This is a genomic window from Pedobacter sp. UYP1 (genome assembly GCF_040547305.1).
In the GTDB taxonomy this organism is placed as follows: domain Bacteria; phylum Bacteroidota; class Bacteroidia; order Sphingobacteriales; family Sphingobacteriaceae; genus Pedobacter.
In genome coordinates, this window is record NZ_JBEPPL010000001.1 from 865365 (window position 1) to 887579 (window position 22215).

The following is a 22215-nucleotide window of genomic DNA, read 5'->3' on the forward strand; positions in this document are numbered from 1 at the left end:
CTCAAAAACCCTCATCTTATGCGCACTGAAAATCAGTCATTTAAGAAACAAATCTATATCAATTTTTGTTTGAGCAGTCTTTGAACAGGTGTTAAGAAAATAATTTCTGGCAGTGTTCACAGAAAAACGTACTTCTCTTGGTTTTACCAAGATATTCTTTTTCCACAGGATGGCCCATAGGGCAAACCTTACGTGAATACACTAACCAGTGCTTTTTAAGGACAAAAGCCCTTTTCCACTCTAAAAAATCAAAACTATATAAACGTGCCTCTTTGACCAATTCTTTCAGTTTACCAGGAGGCAGACCAGCAACTGTACTTAAAGGGTGTACCCCTATTCTGTACAACACTTCATTTTTAATGATATTTCCAACACCAGAAAATATATTTTGATCTAATAGTACATCACAAACCAGGCTTTCCCCATTTTCTTTAAGCTTTTTTATTGCCAATTTAGGGTCCCACTGATCTGACATGACATCACCAGACCAGTCATAAATCTGATTTATATCTCCTTCAATGAATTTCAAAGCGCAGGTATAAAAATTGAGTTCATCGTTTTCAAAAATCAAACCTAATCTGGCAGGTCTGTCTTTCCGCTCGTTAATCATATAGCTCCCGAACATGAGAAAATGAATACGCAAACTAAAACCCTTAAAACAAATCAAAAAATGTTTGCCCCAGCTCTTAAAGGAAATAACTTCCTGATCCAGCATCCGGGCCTTATCAATAGTCGTATCACCTACCACATGGGTAATGAAAGAACCTTCTAAATGAAGTTCTTCTACAAGTTCTCTTAATATGACGATTGACGGGCCTTCGGGCATAACATTTTTTGATTGATGTATTTGCTTATCTTTCCAGACGCTGATGATAAGTCTCAATTTCTCTAAGTGCTTCCAGAATACCAGTTCTTTGTTTTTGCAATAATCCGATATGATCAGCATGAGATGCATAATCCTCCAGACACTTATCAAATTTCTCTATTGCAGCCTTTTCACCAGTTTCAATTGCACCAAGAATGGCTGCATCTTCTTTACTGCTTAAAGCCTGCTTGATGTCAATCCATGTGCGGTGTAAACTTCCTAAAATCCCACCATCTTCATTTTCTGAATCTCCACCGTGTTGAGCAATATGCTCTTTAAGTTCCATCGCATAACCCGCGCGCTGCGCAGCGTATTTTAAGAATAACCCTTTCAGTTCAATACTGTCAGTCGTTTCACTCGCAGACTCATATCCTTCTTTTCCATCGTTCACAATGTTAACCAACCCATTAAGGTCACTAATGATTTCTTTATTGCTTTCCATATGTTCTAGATTTTTTCCCTGTAAGAACCCAGAAGAATGGAAATAGTTTTGGATGTTTTTAAGTGATTAAACTCTTTAGGCCGAAAGCTCGCTTAACAAGCGATTCAATATTCTCATTATAGCTATGTGCTTTCATATTTTTTTTAAACTAAAATCCATGCAATTTATGATTTTAAAGATAAAATATTTTAATTAAAATTAAGTATATTACGGATTAATCACAACCAAGGTTATGACTGAAAGCTCTTTAATCACCAAAGCCAATTGCATCTGGGTTATTATTAATGTAACCTGATATGAAAACGCTAAACCAGAAGCTAATTGACTTTAAAAATTCAACGCCTATATCCATTCAGTTATTTGAAGAACTATGTCATCCATTTTTCTTCAAAAAAAATGAAATCATAAACACATTCTCCCATCACAATGACAAATTCTATTACGTAGAGACTGGAATTGTTCAGGGAATCTTCATTAATGAACTCGAAGAAATGACAGCCTATCTTACAACTGATGGATTTGTCACCCCTAGCTTTCTTTTCTCCAGAAAGGTGTCCCCTATTGAGTATATCAGGTTTTTAACTGATACAGAGGGCTGGGCTATAAATTTAGCCCAAGCCCCTATACATGATCCACATTTAGCTTTAATCCTTCTTGAAATTTATGAAGAAAACCTAAATGCCAGTTATGAACGTGAAAAACTTACCAAAATAAAAAATGCAAATGACAGGTATATCTATTTCCTTAAAAACCACAAGCATTTGATAAATAGCGTTAGCAATAAAATTATTGCTTCATTTTTGAATATACATCCTAAACATCTTTCGGAGATTAAGAAAAGGAACTAATTTATAAAAACAGAGCAAATAATTATTTGATAAAAAGGGAAGAAATCTTACCTCCGATGGTAAGATTTCTTCCCTTTTATTTTTAAAAATCACCCGAACTTGGTATAACCAAATATAAGCGACATGAAAGCTCTTAACGCAAATAGCCTGCAATTAACCGCAGCTGTAATCTTGATAGTGTTATTCGGATACACAGCCGTTTCTAAGATTCTGGCATATGATAAATTTGTATTTCAGCTAAAATTGGTTCAAATGCCAGCTGTTGCTCTGTTAGCTCCATTAATAGGTGTTTTAGTACCTGCCGTAGAAATGATTATCGTCTGGATGCTATGCAAGGATAACTTAAGGATTAAAGGGTTATACGCTTCATTCCTATTGTTATTAGTATTTGAAATCTACATCACGGTCATGCTCTTATCCGGAGAAAAACTTCCCTGTACCTGCGGAGGAATTATCTCACAGATGGGCTGGAAAACACATCTTGTTTTTAACGCTGTATTTATGATTATCTCTATACTGCCAACTATTTATAAACCAAAATCTCGAATATTCTCAGGGTCCCACGAATAGATTACAATTAACAGAATTTCTCACTTAAAATTTTAAAATTATGTTAGTATTAAAAAACACCATGTTAGCCATTGCATTAGTGGCTGGCATAAGCGGAGCATTCGCTACAAAAGTTGCAAACAGTCCAAAAGTTGACGAGCCACGGTATGATTGGAGTGGTTCAGGGCCTCTTCATTCAGGCACATTGGATAACAAAACGGCAATGGAGGCACAGGATTACTTCGGTTGTAAAGGTCGAACTACACAATGTGCAGCTGGTGAAATTTCATCAGGTGTGGGAGCACCTAAAGCAACTATCTTTCTAAATGACTAACTAATCACTAAAGTTATTAGTCAATAAATATCCAATGCAGCAATTGCTGCATTGGATATAATAAAATTATCATCCTTTACCTGGGTGGCTTAAATCTCTAAGCACCAGAACTTTATATAATCGCTTCTTTTTCACCTTTTCAATACCAAACTCATTTAATTTAGACCATACATCTTCCAATGTTAATTTTCCTTTTTCACTCTTTAACTCAAAACTAAGCAACCCATTATAACCTGTGTTATTTATATAGGGAATATTGTCATTAAAATCATCTGATAAGCCACTTAGTATATCATCAATTGACTTACTCTGTACATTTAAAGTATAGTATTTTTGACGAAAAGAAGGAGTTTCTCCCTTTGCCACAGGCAGCTTTAATAACTTTGATCGATTTAAAGAAACTACATTACAAACAACTCTCTTCTTCTTAGTTGAAGCCTTTATATTAAAGAATTTTTCAAGATCAGGGAGCATATATTCTGAAGCTAGCTTTACATCAATATTTTTTGGTAAGATCAGTTCATAACAATAAATATTGTCTTTGTCCCACTTCCGCTGTCTAGTCAAAAGATCGTCTCCATTATTATATCGGGACCTTTCAAATAAAGGTTTATCCAACTGTGGCTGAATGAACCTTGTGGAATCAGAAGAATGCAGTTCTATCAAATTCCAGTTCATTCTTGAACTTTTCAGATTGGTAAAGGCTAACCAGAAAAACTGTGTAATTGGCCTGTTCCAGGCAAATACCCGATTAAACTCTTTTTCATTACCGGATAGTAACCCGCTGGTTATCGCGTCATTCATACCAGAAATATAACTTCGAAACAGAATCATGCTATCAGGAACATGATAAGTTTTTGTAAACTCAAACTTCATATCATCAACTTTCGCATAAAGATTTGTTACATTTCCATTAAAGAATTCTTTTATATTCTTCTCATTGATTTCCTCACCGCCAGTAACTGCTCTTATTACACCCTGCTTGTCTATCCATATATTGTGAGGAATCATTCTATGTTTAAAAAAATCGTGAAACAATTTATCATTCGCAGTGATCACCATCAATTTAGATTTTGGCAATCCGATTTTATCAAAATGCTTTCTGACTAATATCGAATCCTCATACGTAGTTGATAAAACAGACAATTCAGGAAAAACCTGCATTAATGAATCAAGCATTTTCTGCTCTTTTAAACAAGGTGAGCACCACGTTGCCCAAAAATTAATGATTAATCCCCCCTTCTCATACATTTCCTTTATTGTAGACTTCTTACTCCCATTAATCATCGCACCGCCGATACTTAAATCCGGCAATTTGCTACCTACCTCCTGTCCATAAACCTCAGCCATAAAACCAGTTAACATAAAAAGACTGATCATTACTATTTTATAAAATCTCTTATTCATCTTATTTCTATTTAAAATTTACAATTAGTATCCCGGATTTTGAAGCAAATTCCGGTTGTAAGTGATCTCGTCCTGAGGGACAGGAAACAATGAGCTCATTCCATTTTGCCACCCGGGTTTATAATTACCCATTACGGTATTCAGTTGACCGCTTCGTTTCAGATCAAAAAAACGGTGGCCATTTTCGGTAAATAGCTCTACCCTTCTTTCTTTGGCTATCGAACTTAAACATTCCTGGATATTTAAAAAATCAGATAACGGGCTTAATCCAGCTCTTTTTCTGATCACATTAATATCATCAACAGCACCTTTAATATTGCCAAGCATAGCATGAGCCTCTGCCCTGATCAAAAATTGTTCAGCAATACGCAAAACGACCAGATATTCCGGGCTGCTTGTACTGGCAGTTTTGTTTTTATACTTCGTTCCGTAATTGTAGCTTTTGCTAATTCCACCAGTTACCACATTTGCAGCACCTATCCAATTACTTTTACGAAGATCTCCCACCTCAAAAGCGTTATATAAATCAGTAGTAATTATATATTGAGGTATGTTTCCAGCAGAAGGAATACTGCTACTGTTACTCATGAAACCATTCTGATTCCACAACTGTAAAATAGTCTCCTTACTATTAGCTTTAAATACATTAGCAGGTACTTCTAACGGAGTAAAAAGATTTGATTCAATAATAGCATCAGCCTCCTTTTCCGCTAAAGCCCAACTCTTCTGATAAAGGTATACCCGGGACAACAATGCAGATGCTACCAGTTTGTTAGCGCGCACTTTGCCAGCCCCCGTATAAGAAGATCTAAGCCCCTCTTTGGCAGCTAACAGGTCTTTGACCATTTGATCATATATTAAGCCTTCCGTTTGTCTTGAAGCCTTACTGGTAACCAAGACATTAGTTTCTAATAACAATGGTACATCGCCATACAAATTCACCAGATAGAAATATGCAAATGCTCTCAAGAATTTTGCCTCCCCGGTCAGTTGGGTATTCAGCGATCCTGATAAGATAGCATTGCTTTTTAGCTGCGCGATAATATCATTACACTGATAAACTATACCATATAAAACCGACCAGGTATTCTGATTAATTCTATTAGCAGAAGTGAGGCTGCTATTGTAATACTCATTGTTTGCTACATCATTCCCTACGTATCCAGTTTCATCTGTATACAAACTTAAATACGTACTATAATTAGGCTCAAACTGGCTTTCAAAATTTGCATACACGCCTAATAACGCAGCCGATGCCGATGTAGAATCAGTAAATACTTTATCAGTAGTTAGTTGATTTTTTGGAGATTCGACCATAATCATCTTCTTGCAGCCGTAAATCAACATTACAGGTACAAACAGCAGCATAGCCATATTTATATTTCTCATATTTCTTTGATTAAAGAGTTAATTGTAAACCGATCACAAAAGATTTTACAGGTGGAATATTATTCTGAACATTATTAAAAGCACCAGATTCAGGGTCGAGAATAGCGGCATTCTTATCCCAATAAGTCAACAAATTTTGTCCTTGAACATATACTCTTAACTGTTGCATATTGATACGCTCCAGAAGCCTTTTAGGAAAGCTGTAAGAAAGCTCCACGTTTTTAAGCCTCAAATACGAAGTATCGAAATAATTGCCCTGACTATATTGGAATTTGGAATCGTTGCCAGTAGATGCTTTGGGAATATCGGTGACCTGTCCTGAATATTGCCACCTGTCCAAAACTGCTATATAGTTATTTGTCAATCTCCCTGGTAAATTACGCAACCCTCCCCTTCCCATCTGCTTTGCAAACTGGAAGAAAACATCCATGCTCCAATTCCCATACTGGAAAGTATTCCCTAACCCTCCATAAAAATCAGGCGTCTGCTTCCCTATCGTGAAATACTCATAAACACTTGCAGACCCCGGAGCAGTACCATATACAGCTTTCCCCGTAGCCGGATCAACCGTCAACTGCGTCCCGTAAACCCTTGAAATATCATAACCCAACTGCAACGTCTGCGCATAACTTGAAGTCTCAAACCCTTCAAAACTCTTCAACAACGTCTTTGGCAACGTGATATTAAAAGAACTCGTCCAGTTGAAAAGTCTCCCCTCCACATTCCTTGTATTCAACTCAAACTCCCAGCCCGTATTCCGAATCACAGCAGGTAAATTCGCCTGATAGCTTGCAAAACCAGTCATCCGCGGAATCGCATAATTCACCAGCTGGTCATCACTACTATTCCTGTAATGATTCACATTCAGCAAAATCCTGTTCTTCAGGAACCCCAGCTCAACAGCAAACTCCAGCTTCCTTGTCGTTTCCCAATGAAAATTAGCATTCGAAATCCGTGAAGGCACTAACCCAATCACCCCCTGATACGGACTTCCCCCATTCCCATAAGTAGACAAATACTGATAATCCGTAATCTGATCATTCCCCGTCAACCCATAACTGCTCCTTAACTTCCCGTAGCTTAAAAAACTCAGCTTGTTTTTAACCCAGGGCTCATCAGCAAATAACCACGCAGCACCCACAGAGCCGAAGTTGCCAAACTGGTTTCCATCCGCAAACCTCGATGAACCGTCCCTTCTCATCGTCGCATTCACGATATATCTGTCCTTCCACGCATAATTAATCCGGCCAAAAACAGAAACATACTTGTACTGCGTATAAGAATTTGTTCGTGCAGTAATCGTTCCCGCCGAAGCCATATTTTCCATCAACCCCTCATTGCTAAAACCAGTCCCTCTAATCAGCTGTCCCTCAGTAACCTTATTCTGATACGTTCCACCAAGCAACAGCGAAACCTTGCTATCCTTAAAAGACCTTACATAATCAACCTGAGGTTCAAAAATCACAGAACGATTACTATTCATCCCAAAAATCGAGTAGCTATCAGTTCCCGGATAAAGAGATCTCGTTGGATAAAGCTGCACCTGGTTTAGGTTATTCTTATTGTAACCCGCACTTATCCTGAATGCTAAATCAGGTAAAACCGTATACCTCATCAGAACATTGCTAATTGTATTATCCGTCCTTGTCTTTGAACGCGCATTAATCTCAGCGATCGGATTTGTACCCGCATACCAGTTAAATACACCCGGAGACTCATAAACAGGATAATTTGGAGGCAATAATAAACCCGCAGAAAAACTCAGGCTCGGGTTATACAAACTATTACCATCCAGATTTAAAGAATTGGCAAACTGGAGATAGAACTTTTTATTCTTTGAAGTATGCTGGAATGTTGCCCGTAAACCACCACGTTTATAATTGCTGTTCCCCGGCAAAATAGTACCCTCGTTCCGATAATTACCCCCAAAGCTGAAATTAGTACTTTCATCACCTCCCGATATGCTTAACTGCATATTACTCATATGGCCCGTATTTCCTAAAAAGTATTTAGCCCAGTCCGTAGATTCCGTTTGGCTCCATACCGTTAAATCGGGCGCATAGTTTGCAGAATTTGGGTCACTGGAAGGAATCTTGCCATCGTTAGCAAAAGCCTCTCTTCTAATTTGTAAATATTGATCCAGATTAAGCAACCGCGGATAATTGGCAACTTGATTAATCCCCTGCGAAACATTGAGTTCAATTTGGGTTTTACCGGATTTTCCTTTTTTAGTGGTAATTAAAACGACACCATTTGTTGCCCTGCTCCCATATATTGCGGTTGCATCTGCATCTTTTAAAACCGTGATACTTTCAATATCAGCTGGGTTTAAACTGTTTAAGGGACTGGTGGCACCAGCAATATTTGAAGCACCTATAGCAGCACTTAATCCGGCAGCGTTTGCATCCATAGGCACACCATCAATAATGTATAATGGATTTGTACCCGCAGCAATAGATCCTTTACCCCTAATTTGGACATTGATATTACCACCCGGCAGGCCATTTGTAGTTTGCACAAATACCCCTGGCATTCTACCAGATAAAGCAGACAGGATATTTGCAACTGGCTGTTTTTCAATTTGTACAGCAGTAATGGCAGATATGCTTCCTGTATTGAGCTTTTTAGTGGTTTGCCCGTAACCAATTACCTGAACTTCGTTTAAGGTAGATTCATTGGTTTCCAGGATGACTTTTAAGGGGTATTTTATGGCAGGATTAAACGGGATTTCGCGGGTTTTGAAGGAAATGAAAGTTATGGTTAAGGTGCCGGATTGGGTGGCAGTTTTAATGGTAAAATGTCCTTCCTTATCTGTTAAGGTCGAGGTATTCGTATTGGGTATTCTTACAGTTGCTCCCGGTAATGGTTTACCGTAGCTGTCAGTTATGGTTCCAGTAATGAGCTGTCCGCTTGTCTGTGCGAACAGGTTGTATTCGGATAAGCTGAGCAAGGTTATTACCAGCAAAAGAAAGGTTTTGATCTGGTAAGGATTCCTGAATTTTAGCCAAAGCGCGGCCATGGCGATTATTGAGATCGTTTTTTTCATGTCAATTGGTTTTGTGAATCCTGCATTGATTTTAAGCAGGTATCAAGTTGTCAGTGATAGTTTTATGCGTGTTTCATACGGTTTTGAGATACTGGTTTTATTGGTTAGCTTTATTGATGTACTGATATCTTGGTATCAAGATGAGGTAATGGTATTGGTGTTAGCTCTGATCAGAGGCTGGTATTGGGAATGGTTTTTACTGGTAAAACAAAGCAAGGCGGCACTACCAAAACCTCCGTTCATTAGGCCGCCCGCTTTGTAATGATGCATATTAATTTTTTGGATGGTTTACTGGTTTTGGTAAATAACCTTCCTTCACCCCTTTTACGTAGGATACTTCCATAAATTCAATAAGCTGCTCCTGGAAAAGTAGCATGGCCGAAATATCAGAAGGTTCCGCATATACATTAACCTGGCGTAACCATGCCCGAAGTAACAAGTGAAGCTTCTGTCTAACTTCTGTTAATGGATGAAAACTGAAAAAGGTATTAAGACCTCTATTCGGGTCAGCAATAAATTCCTTGGAAACCGTATGAGGCTGATAATTTAATATTCTAATATAATCCTTCATTTTATTGTTTTTTTAGTGAGCTGGTCAAAGATTTATAATTATTCATATCCACTTTCATGTGCATATTTCCAATGTTATCATTGCTTAAAAACTGGTCTATATTTTCTGCGATGAGTTGTTCGGTGGTTGTTATTGCTACGACTTTACCAGTTTGATCCAACCATACAAAATGCGGAAGATTGATATGAGGGAATAATTGGTGCAATGCAGAATCATCGGTAACTACTGGAATAGCTGATGGGTCTGTTTTATGGAGTTTTTCCAGAAAAGGCAGTACGTCTGTTCTTGGCTGACGGGTGACTTTAATAAACTGAACCTCTCCTCCATATTGTTTTTGCAGCTCTTCTGTTTTTGGGAAATTAGCCAGACAAGACGTACACGAGGTTGCCCAGAAATCAAGAATGATCATTTTAGCTTTAAAATCAGAAAGATTGGTTTTTGTAGTTTCATAATTGTAGATATTTGTTAATGTTACATCAGGAATTCTGCCTCCTATTTTGACGGGTTTAAATGCAGGGGTTACAGACTGAGCTTGGGATGGTGCGCTGAAAAATAGGCAAAGCGTAGCCATGGCGATTATTGAGATCGTTTTTTTCATATTGTTAAGTTGAAATGATGATACCTGTGAATTGTTTATGCGGGTATCATGGGTAAATCCGTAAAAAGAGAATTATTGAGATGCCGTTTGCTGGATGAAATGACCTTGCATGGTTATACTAGCCTGGGAAATTGGAAAGTGATAATAGTAGTCATCAAGAATCATTTCAATAGTCAGCCTCGTTCGATAATTTGTGAAGTTTATCCAGTTTAGCAGAGCATAAAGGCTCTTTGTTGTCTGAAAATCATTTACTTTTTTTGGAGTTATTTTCCGTACTTCAGCAATGTTATTAGTCATCTGTGCCTGGTACTGTTTTTTTACACTGTCTGGCATTTTCAGCGAATCAAGCAAACGAACTATGGTAAAAGCAAAGTGTTCAATGCTTCTTAGTTCAGTTACTTTTAGGCCTGAAAGATCACTGTTTCCAAGTATGCCCAGAATGGTTTCATGAAATACACATACCTGATTGTAAGTGTGTTTAGCATTGATAGAATCAATTGATTCTTGCTCTTTTGGAGGGATGGGATTATTTGGCTTTTTCATACTCATTTTTAATTGGTTAAAAATTTAAATGAGTCTCAGAAAGATGAAAAATCAGTAGGGAAAGACTTCACATCTTTTGCAAGAGGTACCGCTAAGAACCTTTAAGTCCGAAGACCTAATTGACCACAAAAGACTTAGTGAAGCCCCTCCCTACTGATTTGTATATACGCAAATATATGCAAAATCCTTGGGAAAGGGCATTTTCACTAGCCTTCTCGTGGTCAAATAGCGGTTTTCTTACGAGAGACTATATTTATATTAATGCACTTAACATTAATATCATTGTCTATTAATTAAATACTTAAGCGAATATAAGAATAAATCTCATAATGCCATATGATCGTATGGCATTTAGTTTGTCGTTTTAGTGGAAATTTCGCCTTATGGACTGGAAAGAGGAAATAAAATCGAAATTTGCCGAACATTTAATTGAATTGTTAGTAGAATACGGGAAAAAGAACAGTGTAAAACCCTCATTAAGAAAGCTAGCTACAAGAGCAGAGCTAGAACATAGCCACGTACAAAGAATATCAAAAGGAAGAGTTGATATTTCTTTAACAACGATTATTGCACTTGCCAAAGGATTAGAGATCGAACCAACGAGATTGTTAGAGTGTTTTAAAAATGAAGCAGATTCCTAAAAGCAAGATTAAAATTCTTACAAGGAAAGATTTAATTAACTAAACTGTTAAAGTCCCCCACCATTATAGGCTACTTTATTTTAGCTATAAATAGCTCAATATTAGAACTACCCATAAGCTTGTAGTTTGTGTTGCTGTTAGTGTTTATGTTTTTCCACCAGGGCTTTTAATTCGGCAGCAGCCTTTTCCAATAATTCAGATTTCAAAAAATTTGAGGCTGAATCGATATCATCTCCCATTTCTTCTCTCTTAAATGCATACTTAGCTTTAAACTCAACGATATCTACAAATATTTCATTGCTTCTTCCCATAATCAAATATAACATTTGATTCTCATATAAATTTAACTATTGTCACTGTATTTTTTCAATTACACATGTATAAATTAACAATTAATGTAAAAAAAATCAGTAATTAATAATTGATTAAACCAAAATTAATATCATGACAAAATAAAGACTTAAGGTTTCATTTTGTCTTATTGTTAGATGTTCATCAAAGTTTTCTGAAATAATCTAAAAAGTTAAGTCAGTGAAATGTATATCGATATTAAATAATGGTGAATTTGATTTAGTAATAATTGTAATTTCGATTTCAAATACAAACACAAACAACTGACCATTAAATGTTTACAAATACACCAACTGAACAAAACAACTTTATAAGGTGGCAATTTTGGTTTAAAATCCACTTTGATATCTACATCTGGGTTGTTAGTTAAACTTGAATGAAAATATTTAAATAGCCAACCTAATGCAGTTAATAATGATCCACCTATTAAACTTGTCACTAAGTACTTACCATCAATTAAATTTGAGAGCGATTTATGCACTTGAAAATGTATCCATTAATTAGTGTTACTTCGCCATTTTATATAAAGATTAACAACAATGATGAGAGTTGTTATTATAAATTATATTGGATATATTAGAAAATCGCTCAAGACAACCATGGCAAATCCACCTAGAGAAGGACAATTATTATATCACCTCACAGCAGTTGAAAACTTGGAAAGTATTTTGACTGAAGGCTTAGCACCGCGGAGTGTAATTAAAAATTTCACTGATGTTGCAGATCAGCAAATTATCAATAGAAGAATTGAAAAGGATTTGAATAACTTTGTTCCTTTTCACTTTTTTGCGGGATCACCATTTGCAGGTGCCGTGCAACGAAAACATATTGACAAGTCGTTCGTCTTTATCACAATAAATAGAATTTTCGCCAAATCAAACGATTTTAAGATTTTAACTCAGCATCCTTTATCATTGGAGGATTGTGTACCAAAATCTTATGAAGAAGGATTTGAAAGTATAGACTGGGAAACAATGAATAAACGGCAATATAAAGATCATAATTGTTGCGAAATATGTATGGCTGAATGTTTGTCACCTAATATTATTAAACCATCAAATTTTTTCAGCATTTATACAAAGACAAATGCAATTAATAATCATGTCACTGCGTTAAGAGATAAGATACTTGGACAAAAAGCATTCAATGTAAATATAAACAAACATTTTTTCATACCATGATCAGCTTTAAAGTAGGGAATATTTTAGAATCTTCGGCAGAAGCACTTATTAACACAGTGAATTGTGAAGGCTATATGGGTAAAGGTATTGCTTATCAATTCAAGCTGAAGTTTCCATTAAATAATAAAAAGTATATGGAAGCTTGTAAATCTGGTGCCTTTAAAATCGGATCAATTTTAGCAGTGCCTGAAAGTGAAAAGCTAATCTTAAACTTCCCCACTAAAGATAAGTGGAGAAAAAAATCTGAATATTCATTTATATCCCAAGGAATGAATACACTTATTAATATGTTACCTGATTTAAATATAAAATCAATAGCATTCCCACCCTTGGGATGTGGCAATGGCGGATTAGATTGGCGTAAAGTAAAAGTGATCCTAACAGAAGAGCTTAAACCTTATGAACAAGATTTTGACTTCATACTCTATGAACCTTCTACTCAAGTATCAACTTTAGAGAATATTAAAAGTCCACCAAAACTAAATACTTCTCATATTATTTTAATGCATCTTAAATTAGGGTTGAAAAAGTTCAATAAAACTCGACTTCAAAAAGCTGCTTTTTTACTGAATCTTTATGCTCACGAAGAATATTTTAAATTTACAGCACATAATTTTGGTCCTTACACACATAGTATTGACATATTAAGTAGGGATATAAAGGAATATCAACAATATTTCAATTTTACTACAGAGCAAGCAGTTGAGGCCGCAGAAAACACCTTAATAAGTAATTCTTTAATTGAAAAATTGGATAAATTTGTTCATCCTATAACCAAATCTCTAGAGTTACTTAATCGAATCGAATCTGATAGTGAAGTGGAATTATTATCCACTATCCTGTACATTTTGCACACAAAAAAAGCCGTTAAACTTCATGATTTTCCTAACGAATTTATATTGTGGTCAGAAGATAAAGCCGCACGTTTTACAAACGACGATATTTTTAATGAGATAGAACTGTTGTCACGAAGAGGTATTTTAATAAACTCGCTATTGGGAGTTGAATTAGCAGAATTATAACTCCCTCCTCATAATTACTTGTGGTAATATTCTGGATATTAAAAAATATTTGTCTGGGCAATTCTATTAAATCAATGTCTTAACTTATCAATGGATAATATAACAGATTTTAATAAACCTGCTTTATTTAATCCCAAGTGAATATAGTCTATTTTTTAATCCAATACAATCTACAAGTTTTTTTAGACAAAAAAATTGATAGCCAAATTCCATTATTTAAAACTAGTATTTTTTACGCCAGTTTTCACTTTATGCTACGTTCAAACGATTCGTAAGAAAGATAAATAAGTTCATCTCTAATCACAGTTTTCGCAGAGGATAGATCAGCGTATTCAAAGCGATAATCAATTTTAACGAGGTCATTTGGTTTGGCATACTTAGAGACTTCCTTATTTTGATTGTATATAGCGGAAGCGGGATACATTTCAAGAAGTGGTGACTTTTGATTAGATCTTAAATAATCAAAATGAGCAGACAAAGGCAGAAAAATCTGTGTCACTATGTTAGCGAAATTGACAACAAGTGTCAATTCCGGATAAAATCCCTCTTTTTCGAAAATCGAATTCGCTTCATAAAGTTCCGCAAAAGGCTCTGCAAACTTTCTATTAACTACTTTAGTGATATAAACAATTGGTATATAATCTGATACAGATGCTTCACCCAGCATCCAGTCAATTACAGCCCTGTATTTTTCTAAACGATCTGTAGGTAAAATAGAAAGTCCTATCTTCACAAGTGCTTTATAAACGTGCAATGGTTTAAAAGGAGGTAACCTAAACCGAATCGACAGTTTTTTATTTTCGTGGTCGTACACTAAATCGTCTCTATTTCCCAATTCAAATTTTAGTTTACCATCTATCGATTTAATGACAGTTCTAGTCTTTTCCTCATTGTTTTCCGTCCGAGAAGTGAATGCTGGAATCTTTTTTTTTCCCTTAACCTGAACCATCGATAGATATGGAAGGAAATACTTAGACAAATGGCTTTCGTAGCTACTGAATAAAAGGTTACATTTATCGCACTCATCATAGCTGATACAGTCATTGGCACCTAGAAGTTCAGGAAAAGCATGCGCTTTCATTTTAAAACTCACATCTGACTCGCATTTTCTGCAAAAGCGACATCGTCTAATTATGTCAGAACTATTACTTAAGTTAATAGTCGACGCAATAAGGTTATATACCTTCCAAAAATGCAGCCCATTCCCTTTATTTAGTTTATCCATGTATATCGTTCACTTTTAAATTGATTAGCGCTAAATATTAAATATGTTTTACTTGCCTATTATCAATTTCAGCTTACCAAGCAATTTTAATTTATTAAAATAATCATTATAAGCTTTCACTGAAAGCTGTAGATCTGACTCATCGCTATATAGATAAAACTTGATTATACCACCGCTTTCATCATGTTTAATCGAAAATGCAATTTCATCAATAAAGGCATCTGTTAAACCTTTATAGATCATGCATGCCCACTCTTTACCATTAAGTGCAAAACTAAAAGAACCTAATGGTAAGTGCTGGCGATTAAATGGAGCCCATTCATTTTTACTTGTTTTTTGAAACCCGTATGGTAAATTAATAGATAAGAAATCGTAGTCCATCATATTTTAAGGTTTATATAGAATATTCTTATTATAATAAAAAAGCTTTACCCTGCAATAAAGCATCAAAAATCTCTTTGCCATGTTTACTATTAGCTATTGACGTTTACATACGTATCATCTTTTCAACTTAAAATTTGCCATTAAAGAACACTAATTAGTGGCCAGCCGATATTTTATAATAGCTGCCTCATCAAGCTTAGCGACAATTTTCATAAGATACTCCAGTTTATCGCAGCTTTCCGAAATGCTCATTGCATGGATAGAATTTATGGCATACAATCCTGGGAAATACAATAGGAACTTGTCATCAACAACTCCATTCCGATGCGCATAAAGGTGACGGATCTGCAAAATCTTCTCTATCTCATTGACCTCTTCCTGCTGCACTACCCCCAGTTGATTGATTTCTTTATTATCGTTAACGAAACCCTTGACGCTTCCCTTACCCAACTTCATCACCTTTTGCCTGCTACAATATTTAACAAACTCTTGCAAATCTGCGCAATTCAGCACTTCCTCTACGGTTACTGTCTGTTTAGATTTCAGCAAATCTGAATTAGATAAATAAATCTCATAGAGTAAATCTGACATATAGGTTTCGAAATTATCTACGAAAGATGAAAATAATATCCTGGCAAGGATCTGGCCTTCGGGATTGTTAGTAACTTGAGACTGGCCATCAGGATAAAGAAAAAGTCCCATATCATCAAATATTTTAATAATACGCTGGTAATGTTCAGCAAATTTCACTTTCGATCCCGTCGCATCTGCCTTGCCTAGCTCCAACGCCTGGCTAAGTATTGGGAGCCGTGCATATCCACTAGAATTAAAATTTTGAGCAGGCGGATCAATCTGAATGATATTAACACCAATTCTTTTAAAACCTATACCTTGGAGCAGCATTCTTTCGGACGCTTTCTCAACCTTAATAACGTATAATCTTTTTCCTTGGTGAGTCACATACTGATAGGCTACCACAGGTTGTGGTGAAAGCAGATCGATCGCCTTATGCGTAATCTCATTGGCATGCAAATCATCACTTAATCCATTAACATGCAGATCGTCATTTATACCTAGAACTAAATAGCCACCTTCTGTATTGGCAAAGGCTGATATTATTTTTGCGACAACTTTCGACGGTGGCAACACGGCCTTGTATTCCAAGGTAACACTTTCGGGAGCACCTATTATTTCAGCCAATTCATTTGTTATATCCATAAGTTAAACTGGTATTTTTCTAATTCCTGTAGTTTTCAATATTCTACCAAGGGTAAGGTGTCTAGGCACAGTTTTACCATCGTCTATCCAAAGTTCCGCATTTTCAAAGTCGAGGTAATCGTTTTCAGAGGGATAATAGACAATTACTTGCCCATTGTCTGACGGCCGGACTACAATGGTTATATCTATGCCTTTTTTGACAATTCCCCCATAAACAGTAGGGGCCAATTCGTCGAGCTCATCAAATACATATTCATTTAATGTTTTCAGGTGTGAGATAACATTAAGTTTAGCCCTTGAAATTAAAGTTTGAACATAAATATACAAATCTGCATTGGGTGTTGAAGAGTGACTGAAAAGTGCAGCAAGGTCTTTGTCTTTCAACGCCTCGTCCAACTCATCTTTTGTAGATACTCCCAAACTTAACAAAATGTCAGCATCAATCTCGATTTTTAACTGGCTCGGACCTCCCTTTTGAGCCAGCAACATTTCCTTAAGCTCCAATACATTGTGGACCCTAAACTCAGCCAGTAATTTAGAAAGGTTTGTTAGCTCGGTTAGGTCAGTGACAAAATTAGGATGCTCCTCAATTTTTTCACTTATTTCAGAAAGCTGGGCAAGCGTTACTTTACTACGCATAATTTTATAGAGACTTTCTTTGTCTTCAATTACATTCATAAAGGTCTCTGCACGACGCCTAAATAGATCTGGAAATAATTCCTTTCCCTGCTCAGAGTCAGTTTCAAATAACTCTGCAAGTGCTGTTATTCCTTGTCTTATTTGCTCTGTGTATTCAAAGGGCGGTTTTAATTTCTTAGCAATCTCAGTAGCAATATCTTGTGGGTGCTTTTCGGGATATTCGCCAAACTGAACGTCTTTACTTAGTAAAATATTTTTCCAGTCCTCGCCCAACAAACGGAGTATCTCTACAAGTGTATCATCATGGATACCATCAAGGAACAGCTCGCTTTTTCTTTTAAAAACACCGTGTTGATTTGGGATAAAAATGTTATTGGTATAAAGGGGAAGATTAGTGTCATTTTTAAAAATGAACTCACAAACCGAGTTGTACCAGGCAAATGTTTCTTTCTCGTTTTTGCCAAGCACTTTTGAAAGTCCGGGGATATTAACCCTCGCAGCAATAGTACTCAAAATAACCTGATAGCTAATCTCCTTCCAATCTCCAAATGATTGTTCTACCCATTCTTCCATGTCGTCAACCCTGCACACGCTAGTCGGAACCAAGTCGTAGCAAGCTTGCCACAAAAGCTGGTATTCTCCTTTAGCATAGCTTTTAACTGGGAAGTAAACATCCTGAGGCTTCTTTTTGCCAGCAGATTGCAGTTCCATATCCACAATAGCTGCCGCAGAGATGATTTCGCGGATGGGAGCTTGAATATTTTTTTTATACCAATTTTCATCAAAGAACTTGTCCGAAACATCTGGTATCTTTGCAGTTGCTAAATTATGGAGCTTAAAGTAATTCTTATTTTCAATCTTTGCAATCATCCTTCTGTACAGTTCTACTGCTTCTTTAAGCAGTGCTTGATTGTCCAGCACCTCAACATCAGATTCTTCCTTATTGTTTTTCAACCAAATCCCATCTCTTTCTGTAAGCGGGTTAAAATGAAAACTATTGACAAGAACTGGAAAGTGGAAATCTTCAGTTCCAATCATCGGAAATTCGCAAAAAATCTTAGGCAGTCCTTTCAGGGACTTAGCATTGTACCGCCCTTCCACTTCAACAAGTTCTCCTGCAATCGAAACTTTCAGACTGGATTCAAGCATGATCCACACTATAGTTTTCTTTCCGCCAACGGTTTTTTCAATAGGAACAAGCAGGTCATCTACGTTATTTGAGTTATTTTTAAAAAGTACGAAACTTTCAGTAGTATTATCTTTAATTTCAACTTCATCAATTACAGGAATGAACGCCAACACATAAGGTATCAGACTAATAAATTCGTCTACTCCTACTTTAGCAATTTCCTTTTGAGAATTTGATGCAAGCTTGTATGTAAAAGAAGTATTATAAGTATCAAGATTATACCCATTGTCCAACAACTCAACAGAGGTTTGAAACTTGTTCCAGGCATCTTCAATTTTCGGCACAAGCTCTGCGATCGTTGCACCGGTCCGGTCCAAAGAAAAATCGAAACTGTAAAATTCACCATCAACCGTTTCCACGACCCCTTCTATATCCACCACTTTAGATAGCAAGTGAGTAGTTAAGAATCCGGTACCAAAGCGGCCCACCTTTTTTTTAGGTTGATCTTCTTCTGATTCTTTAGAAGAGATCTGATTGATGATCCCACGCACATCCGACTCCGTAAAATGCATTCCATTGTGGCGGAACTGTACTTTGTCATCCCATAATTCTAATTGAATAGAAACTTTTCTATCAGCATAATCTGCTATACTGTCCTTTGCGTTCTGCAATAGCTCCCAGGCCCATCTCCCATAATTATTTTCCACAGTTTTCTGCAAATCGTGCAGCCGCTTCAAAACTTTATCGGCGATTGACCGGTTACCGTCTTCCTTACGTCCTTCTTCTAATGATTTTATCATTTAAGTATATTTTTTATATATAATAATACAGAATTTTAATCATAAGCACAAGCTAGTATTTATAATTTAAAAAAAATTAAGTTTGATTTTTTTTATCAAATATGTCTTGAAAAAGATAAATATCGTAAAGACTAAAAGTAAATCTCTACGGTTTCCCGTATTCTAATAAATCATTGTTTTTTTGAATTGAAAAGGCATCAAAACGTGTTTCCCAACTATCTGGGCAACTGACTGTTAGTTTGAACTAACTGAGGTCATTACTATCTTGCCTGACCTGGACAAGAATACTTAGCATAAATACTAAAGCAGCACCGATAAATACCGAATAATCTAAACGTGCCTTAATACTTTTTGAAGCCGTCATGGACACTGCAAATAATAAAAGTACGGCTTGCCTAAGCTACTTCATTTCATTTTAAAGTTCGTAAGTAACCATATGCCAAAACTGTCAGCTGATGCGGATAAAAATTCTGCATTCAGTGTGATGCATAAAAACCACTGCAACTTAATTTCCAATATTTTTATATTATTAATTAAATTGCGTTAAGGTTATAAAATCAAGTTAAATAAAGAGGAGGATTGCAAATGGCCTATCGAAGATTTTTATGAAGCCTATCGGCAATATTAAAACTTGGCAGAAATGCGACTGGATATGACAATTATTGAAAATGCAGAAGTTAGGACAACATTTTATAAAAAACTGTTTGGTGGATAATTCAAACTTCCAACAAAATTTAAATATGAAATAAAAAATTAGTTTTATGATTAGGATTTATATGGATTGGAATGTCATGAGCCAAATGAAAGCTGGCAGACAAATCGAATTTTCTGAAATTGTTGCCGATAATGACAAATTCTTCAAGCTCTACTCCACTTCACATATAGGAGATATCGCAGCAAGCAACCAGCAAAAATCAAATAAATCGAATGTAGATTCAGATCTGAATCTTATTTCAAAGTTAACCGGCAACTACTGTATATATAATATCGGCAAAGAAGTAATCATTGAAAACAGATCTCCACAAGATTTATATGCCGATAGAATAGATGTTAAAGATATCCTGAACATCCTAGATTTTGATATCAGTGAAATAATTACTGGCACGGAAGACCAGGAAATTGCCAAACTGATCAAGCTAGCACTAGACTCGTTGATAAATTTACCTGTCGATGATGTATTTAAACAAGCATTTGAGAACCCTAAAACAGCAGCCCAAATGAAACAATTTCTACCTGATCTTGAAAATAACTATACGACTAAGGGACTTTTAAACTCCATCTTAAATATGTTCAACAGGCTCAATGAACGAGGAGATTATAAACAACTTCGTAAAATATTGCAAAGTGGAGTTAAAATTAATAGAGACAGGATTTTTGATAATTCGGATCCCTATAAGATAATCGATAACAGCTATAAGAAACTAGGGATTACCTATCCCGATATCACCACTTCAAACCCAAATGCACCAGATTGGTACAATGAAATCACCAATGAATACCTAAAATTAGATATGCATGGCTATCAAGAAGACCAGATAGAAATTGATAAAGGAAGGAAACAGACTTTTCGCAATACAATGGAAGATGCTTTTCATACCGCATATGCCACAACTTGTGATTTTTATATTACCAGTGACAAAAAGAACTATAAAAAAGCACAAATGATCTACGAAAAACTTGGAATGAATACGCTTGTTATGAAACCCGAAGATTTTGTTCAGCACTACAAAAACTGGCTTCATTTCAACGGAGATAGAGTTTTAAATATCATTCCTGCAATTCTGGAGCATGTAGAACCCAAGATCAGTGAAGATGGTAAACAGTACACCTATTTTGGCTGCTTTTTTCTATTTGACTACTTCAACAAAATTCATAAGATTAACAGCAGTGAAACCGAAGGTGGTAGTTTCCTAATACTTTCAAGAGAAAAACCTACAAATTCAAAACATTTATTTGGCAACGAGCTTGATGCCCTTATCCAGAAACTTCTGTTAATCTTTGGTAAGGACTTGGAACTATTTGACAAATTAAAAGAAAATGAAGCGGCCCTCATCAAAGATGGCACATGGTCGGGCAGAAAGTGGATTCACAATGGTCTATACTATAACCTAATGATCTTAAATGGACATTTACAATTCTATATTTCAAAGAGCACTGATTGATGACGGGATTACTTTTATAAAATTGAGTACAGTAAAATTATAGAATATAATTATCCCAAAAACTTTATGGAGTACGATCAAAAAGACGAACTCTGATAAAAAACAGGAACTATTTTAGCAAGTGTAAGAAGAACATAGAGCAAAGAAATAGGTTTAAGTTATGACAAAAGTATCAAAGCAATTAAAGGGCAGTATCCATAAAACTGTGTAAATGGGATCTAAGTTTTCACCTCAAATCCCATTTACACAGTTTTATGGGTATTGCCTCTATTTCAAAAAGATCTTATCTCTATGATATTCAAGGTATTTTATATTATCAACAAAAACGTTTCTCAACTTCATTTCAGGATAGAGATGCAAGGCTCCAATATGGTCATTAACTTTTTTAGATAATTCAATCTGACCATCATTTTCAAAAGTAATAAAACCAAGATTAAACAAACTATCCATATTAGGTGTTAGTAACAGTCCGTTATAAGGATCTAATCTATCAATATTATTAGAGTCCTTCCAAGGCTTTATATGTGAAGCTTTCAATATCTCAGGAATCTGAATATTAGTCAATGAACAAGATTCCCATATATTGAATAAATCTATTCTAAATTTCCCTGCCCTATACGACTTAAGGTATTGGTTACTCTTTCTGTGTTTTTAGCCTTACTTTCTGTGCAAAATAAGTATACAAATGATCGCATTTTATTCAATAGAATCTGGTTAATATTTAACTATAAGATTAAATGAAAAAAAATTCAAAAGCCTAAAAATAACCATCTAGCAAATCGATTTCAACCATTTCGATAAAATCGAACTTATTAAATTAAATGCAAAGAATATCAAAATTATATATTCATTAGTAAATTTAGTAACTTAA

General features: G+C 35.6%; 21 protein-coding genes. 7 read left to right on the forward strand and 14 right to left on the reverse strand.

The window, feature by feature from the left end:
• Window positions 1-91 precede the first annotated feature (91 nt).
• Both ABIB30_RS03760 and ABIB30_RS03765 read right to left on the reverse strand, forming a co-directional pair.
• Window positions 92-826: a DNA-formamidopyrimidine glycosylase family protein gene (locus tag ABIB30_RS03760; protein ID WP_354299418.1), complete on the reverse strand. Its 735-nt coding sequence runs from the start codon at window positions 824-826 to the stop codon at window positions 92-94.
• 25 nt (window positions 827-851) lie between these two features.
• Complete coding sequence (locus tag ABIB30_RS03765; RefSeq protein WP_354299419.1) at window positions 852-1307, reverse strand: ferritin-like domain-containing protein; 456 nt, start codon at window positions 1305-1307, stop codon at window positions 852-854.
• A 296-nt stretch (window positions 1308-1603) separates the two neighbouring features.
• Here ABIB30_RS03765 and ABIB30_RS03770 point away from each other — a divergent pair, with 296 nt between their 5' ends.
• The 3 genes from ABIB30_RS03770 (at window position 1604) to ABIB30_RS03780 (ending at window position 3038) form a co-directional block, all read left to right on the forward strand.
• Window positions 1604-2155 carry a Crp/Fnr family transcriptional regulator gene (locus ABIB30_RS03770; protein ID WP_354299420.1) on the forward strand — a complete coding sequence of 184 codons (552 nt, stop codon included), beginning with the start codon at window positions 1604-1606 and terminating at the stop codon, window positions 2153-2155.
• A gap of 123 nt (window positions 2156-2278) precedes the next feature.
• Window positions 2279-2725 (forward strand): MauE/DoxX family redox-associated membrane protein, encoded by a 447-nt coding sequence (locus tag ABIB30_RS03775; RefSeq protein ID WP_354299421.1) that lies wholly within the window; start codon window positions 2279-2281, stop codon window positions 2723-2725.
• Window positions 2726-2765: 40 nt separating this feature from the next.
• Window positions 2766-3038 (forward strand): hypothetical protein, encoded by a 273-nt coding sequence (locus ABIB30_RS03780; protein WP_354299422.1) that lies wholly within the window; start codon window positions 2766-2768, stop codon window positions 3036-3038.
• 69 nt (window positions 3039-3107) lie between these two features.
• On the opposite strand, the gene ABIB30_RS03785 is transcribed toward ABIB30_RS03780, so the two are convergent.
• The 6 genes from ABIB30_RS03785 to ABIB30_RS03810 all read right to left on the reverse strand — a co-directional run bounded on the left by ABIB30_RS03785 (window position 3108) and on the right by ABIB30_RS03810 (window position 10598).
• The gene (locus ABIB30_RS03785; protein ID WP_354299423.1) at window positions 3108-4445 is read right to left on the reverse strand and encodes a TlpA family protein disulfide reductase; all 1338 of its coding nucleotides are present in this window, start codon (window positions 4443-4445) and stop codon (window positions 3108-3110) included.
• A 24-nt stretch (window positions 4446-4469) separates the two neighbouring features.
• Complete coding sequence (locus ABIB30_RS03790) at window positions 4470-5834, reverse strand: RagB/SusD family nutrient uptake outer membrane protein (protein ID WP_354299424.1); 1365 nt, start codon at window positions 5832-5834, stop codon at window positions 4470-4472.
• 10 nt (window positions 5835-5844) lie between these two features.
• Window positions 5845-8880 (reverse strand): SusC/RagA family TonB-linked outer membrane protein, encoded by a 3036-nt coding sequence (locus tag ABIB30_RS03795; protein WP_354299425.1) that lies wholly within the window; start codon window positions 8878-8880, stop codon window positions 5845-5847.
• Window positions 8881-9151: 271 nt separating this feature from the next.
• Window positions 9152-9451 carry a hypothetical protein gene (locus ABIB30_RS03800; protein WP_354299426.1) on the reverse strand — a complete coding sequence of 100 codons (300 nt, stop codon included), beginning with the start codon at window positions 9449-9451 and terminating at the stop codon, window positions 9152-9154.
• Between the two features lies 1 nt (window position 9452).
• Window positions 9453-10049 carry a TlpA family protein disulfide reductase gene (locus ABIB30_RS03805; protein WP_354299427.1) on the reverse strand — a complete coding sequence of 199 codons (597 nt, stop codon included), beginning with the start codon at window positions 10047-10049 and terminating at the stop codon, window positions 9453-9455.
• Window positions 10050-10121: 72 nt separating this feature from the next.
• Entirely contained in the window at window positions 10122-10598 is a 477-nt protein-coding gene (locus tag ABIB30_RS03810; protein ID WP_354299428.1) for a hypothetical protein, read from the reverse strand.
• A gap of 377 nt (window positions 10599-10975) precedes the next feature.
• On the opposite strand from ABIB30_RS03810, the gene ABIB30_RS03815 reads away from it, so the two are divergent.
• Entirely contained in the window at window positions 10976-11233 is a 258-nt protein-coding gene (locus ABIB30_RS03815; RefSeq protein ID WP_354299429.1) for a helix-turn-helix domain-containing protein, read from the forward strand.
• Between the two features lie 137 nt (window positions 11234-11370).
• On the opposite strand, the gene ABIB30_RS03820 is transcribed toward ABIB30_RS03815, so the two are convergent.
• The gene (locus ABIB30_RS03820; RefSeq protein ID WP_354299430.1) at window positions 11371-11544 is read right to left on the reverse strand and encodes a hypothetical protein; all 174 of its coding nucleotides are present in this window, start codon (window positions 11542-11544) and stop codon (window positions 11371-11373) included.
• A gap of 579 nt (window positions 11545-12123) precedes the next feature.
• Here ABIB30_RS03820 and ABIB30_RS03825 point away from each other — a divergent pair.
• Together ABIB30_RS03825 and ABIB30_RS03830 are read left to right on the forward strand one after the other, a co-directional pair.
• A complete protein-coding gene (locus ABIB30_RS03825; protein ID WP_354299431.1) occupies window positions 12124-12765 on the forward strand; it encodes a DarT ssDNA thymidine ADP-ribosyltransferase family protein in 642 nt (213 codons plus the stop codon).
• Complete coding sequence (locus ABIB30_RS03830) at window positions 12762-13787, forward strand: macro domain-containing protein (RefSeq protein ID WP_354299432.1); 1026 nt, start codon at window positions 12762-12764, stop codon at window positions 13785-13787. The genes ABIB30_RS03825 and ABIB30_RS03830 overlap by 4 nt, the downstream gene beginning before the upstream one ends.
• Window positions 13788-14031: 244 nt before the next feature.
• On the opposite strand, the gene ABIB30_RS03835 is transcribed toward ABIB30_RS03830, so the two are convergent.
• The 4 genes from ABIB30_RS03835 to ABIB30_RS03850 form a co-directional block, all read right to left on the reverse strand.
• Window positions 14032-15012, reverse strand: a complete 981-nt coding sequence (locus ABIB30_RS03835; RefSeq protein WP_354299433.1) for a hypothetical protein — start codon at window positions 15010-15012, stop codon at window positions 14032-14034.
• Between the two features lie 48 nt (window positions 15013-15060).
• Window positions 15061-15396, reverse strand: a complete 336-nt coding sequence (locus ABIB30_RS03840) for a hypothetical protein (RefSeq protein ID WP_354299434.1) — start codon at window positions 15394-15396, stop codon at window positions 15061-15063.
• Between the two features lie 150 nt (window positions 15397-15546).
• Window positions 15547-16614, reverse strand: coding sequence for an AlbA family DNA-binding domain-containing protein (locus ABIB30_RS03845; protein ID WP_354299435.1), 1068 nt, complete (start codon window positions 16612-16614; stop codon window positions 15547-15549).
• A 3-nt stretch (window positions 16615-16617) separates the two neighbouring features.
• The gene (locus tag ABIB30_RS03850) at window positions 16618-19182 is read right to left on the reverse strand and encodes a sacsin N-terminal ATP-binding-like domain-containing protein (RefSeq protein WP_354299436.1); all 2565 of its coding nucleotides are present in this window, start codon (window positions 19180-19182) and stop codon (window positions 16618-16620) included.
• A 761-nt stretch (window positions 19183-19943) separates the two neighbouring features.
• Between ABIB30_RS03850 and ABIB30_RS03855 the strand changes: the two genes are divergently transcribed.
• Complete coding sequence (locus ABIB30_RS03855) at window positions 19944-21344, forward strand: hypothetical protein (RefSeq protein WP_354299437.1); 1401 nt, start codon at window positions 19944-19946, stop codon at window positions 21342-21344.
• 267 nt (window positions 21345-21611) lie between these two features.
• Here the strand turns inward: ABIB30_RS03855 and ABIB30_RS03860 are convergent, their stop codons facing one another.
• Window positions 21612-21908: an HNH endonuclease gene (locus ABIB30_RS03860; protein ID WP_354299438.1), complete on the reverse strand. Its 297-nt coding sequence runs from the start codon at window positions 21906-21908 to the stop codon at window positions 21612-21614.
• Window positions 21909-22215 lie beyond the last annotated feature (307 nt).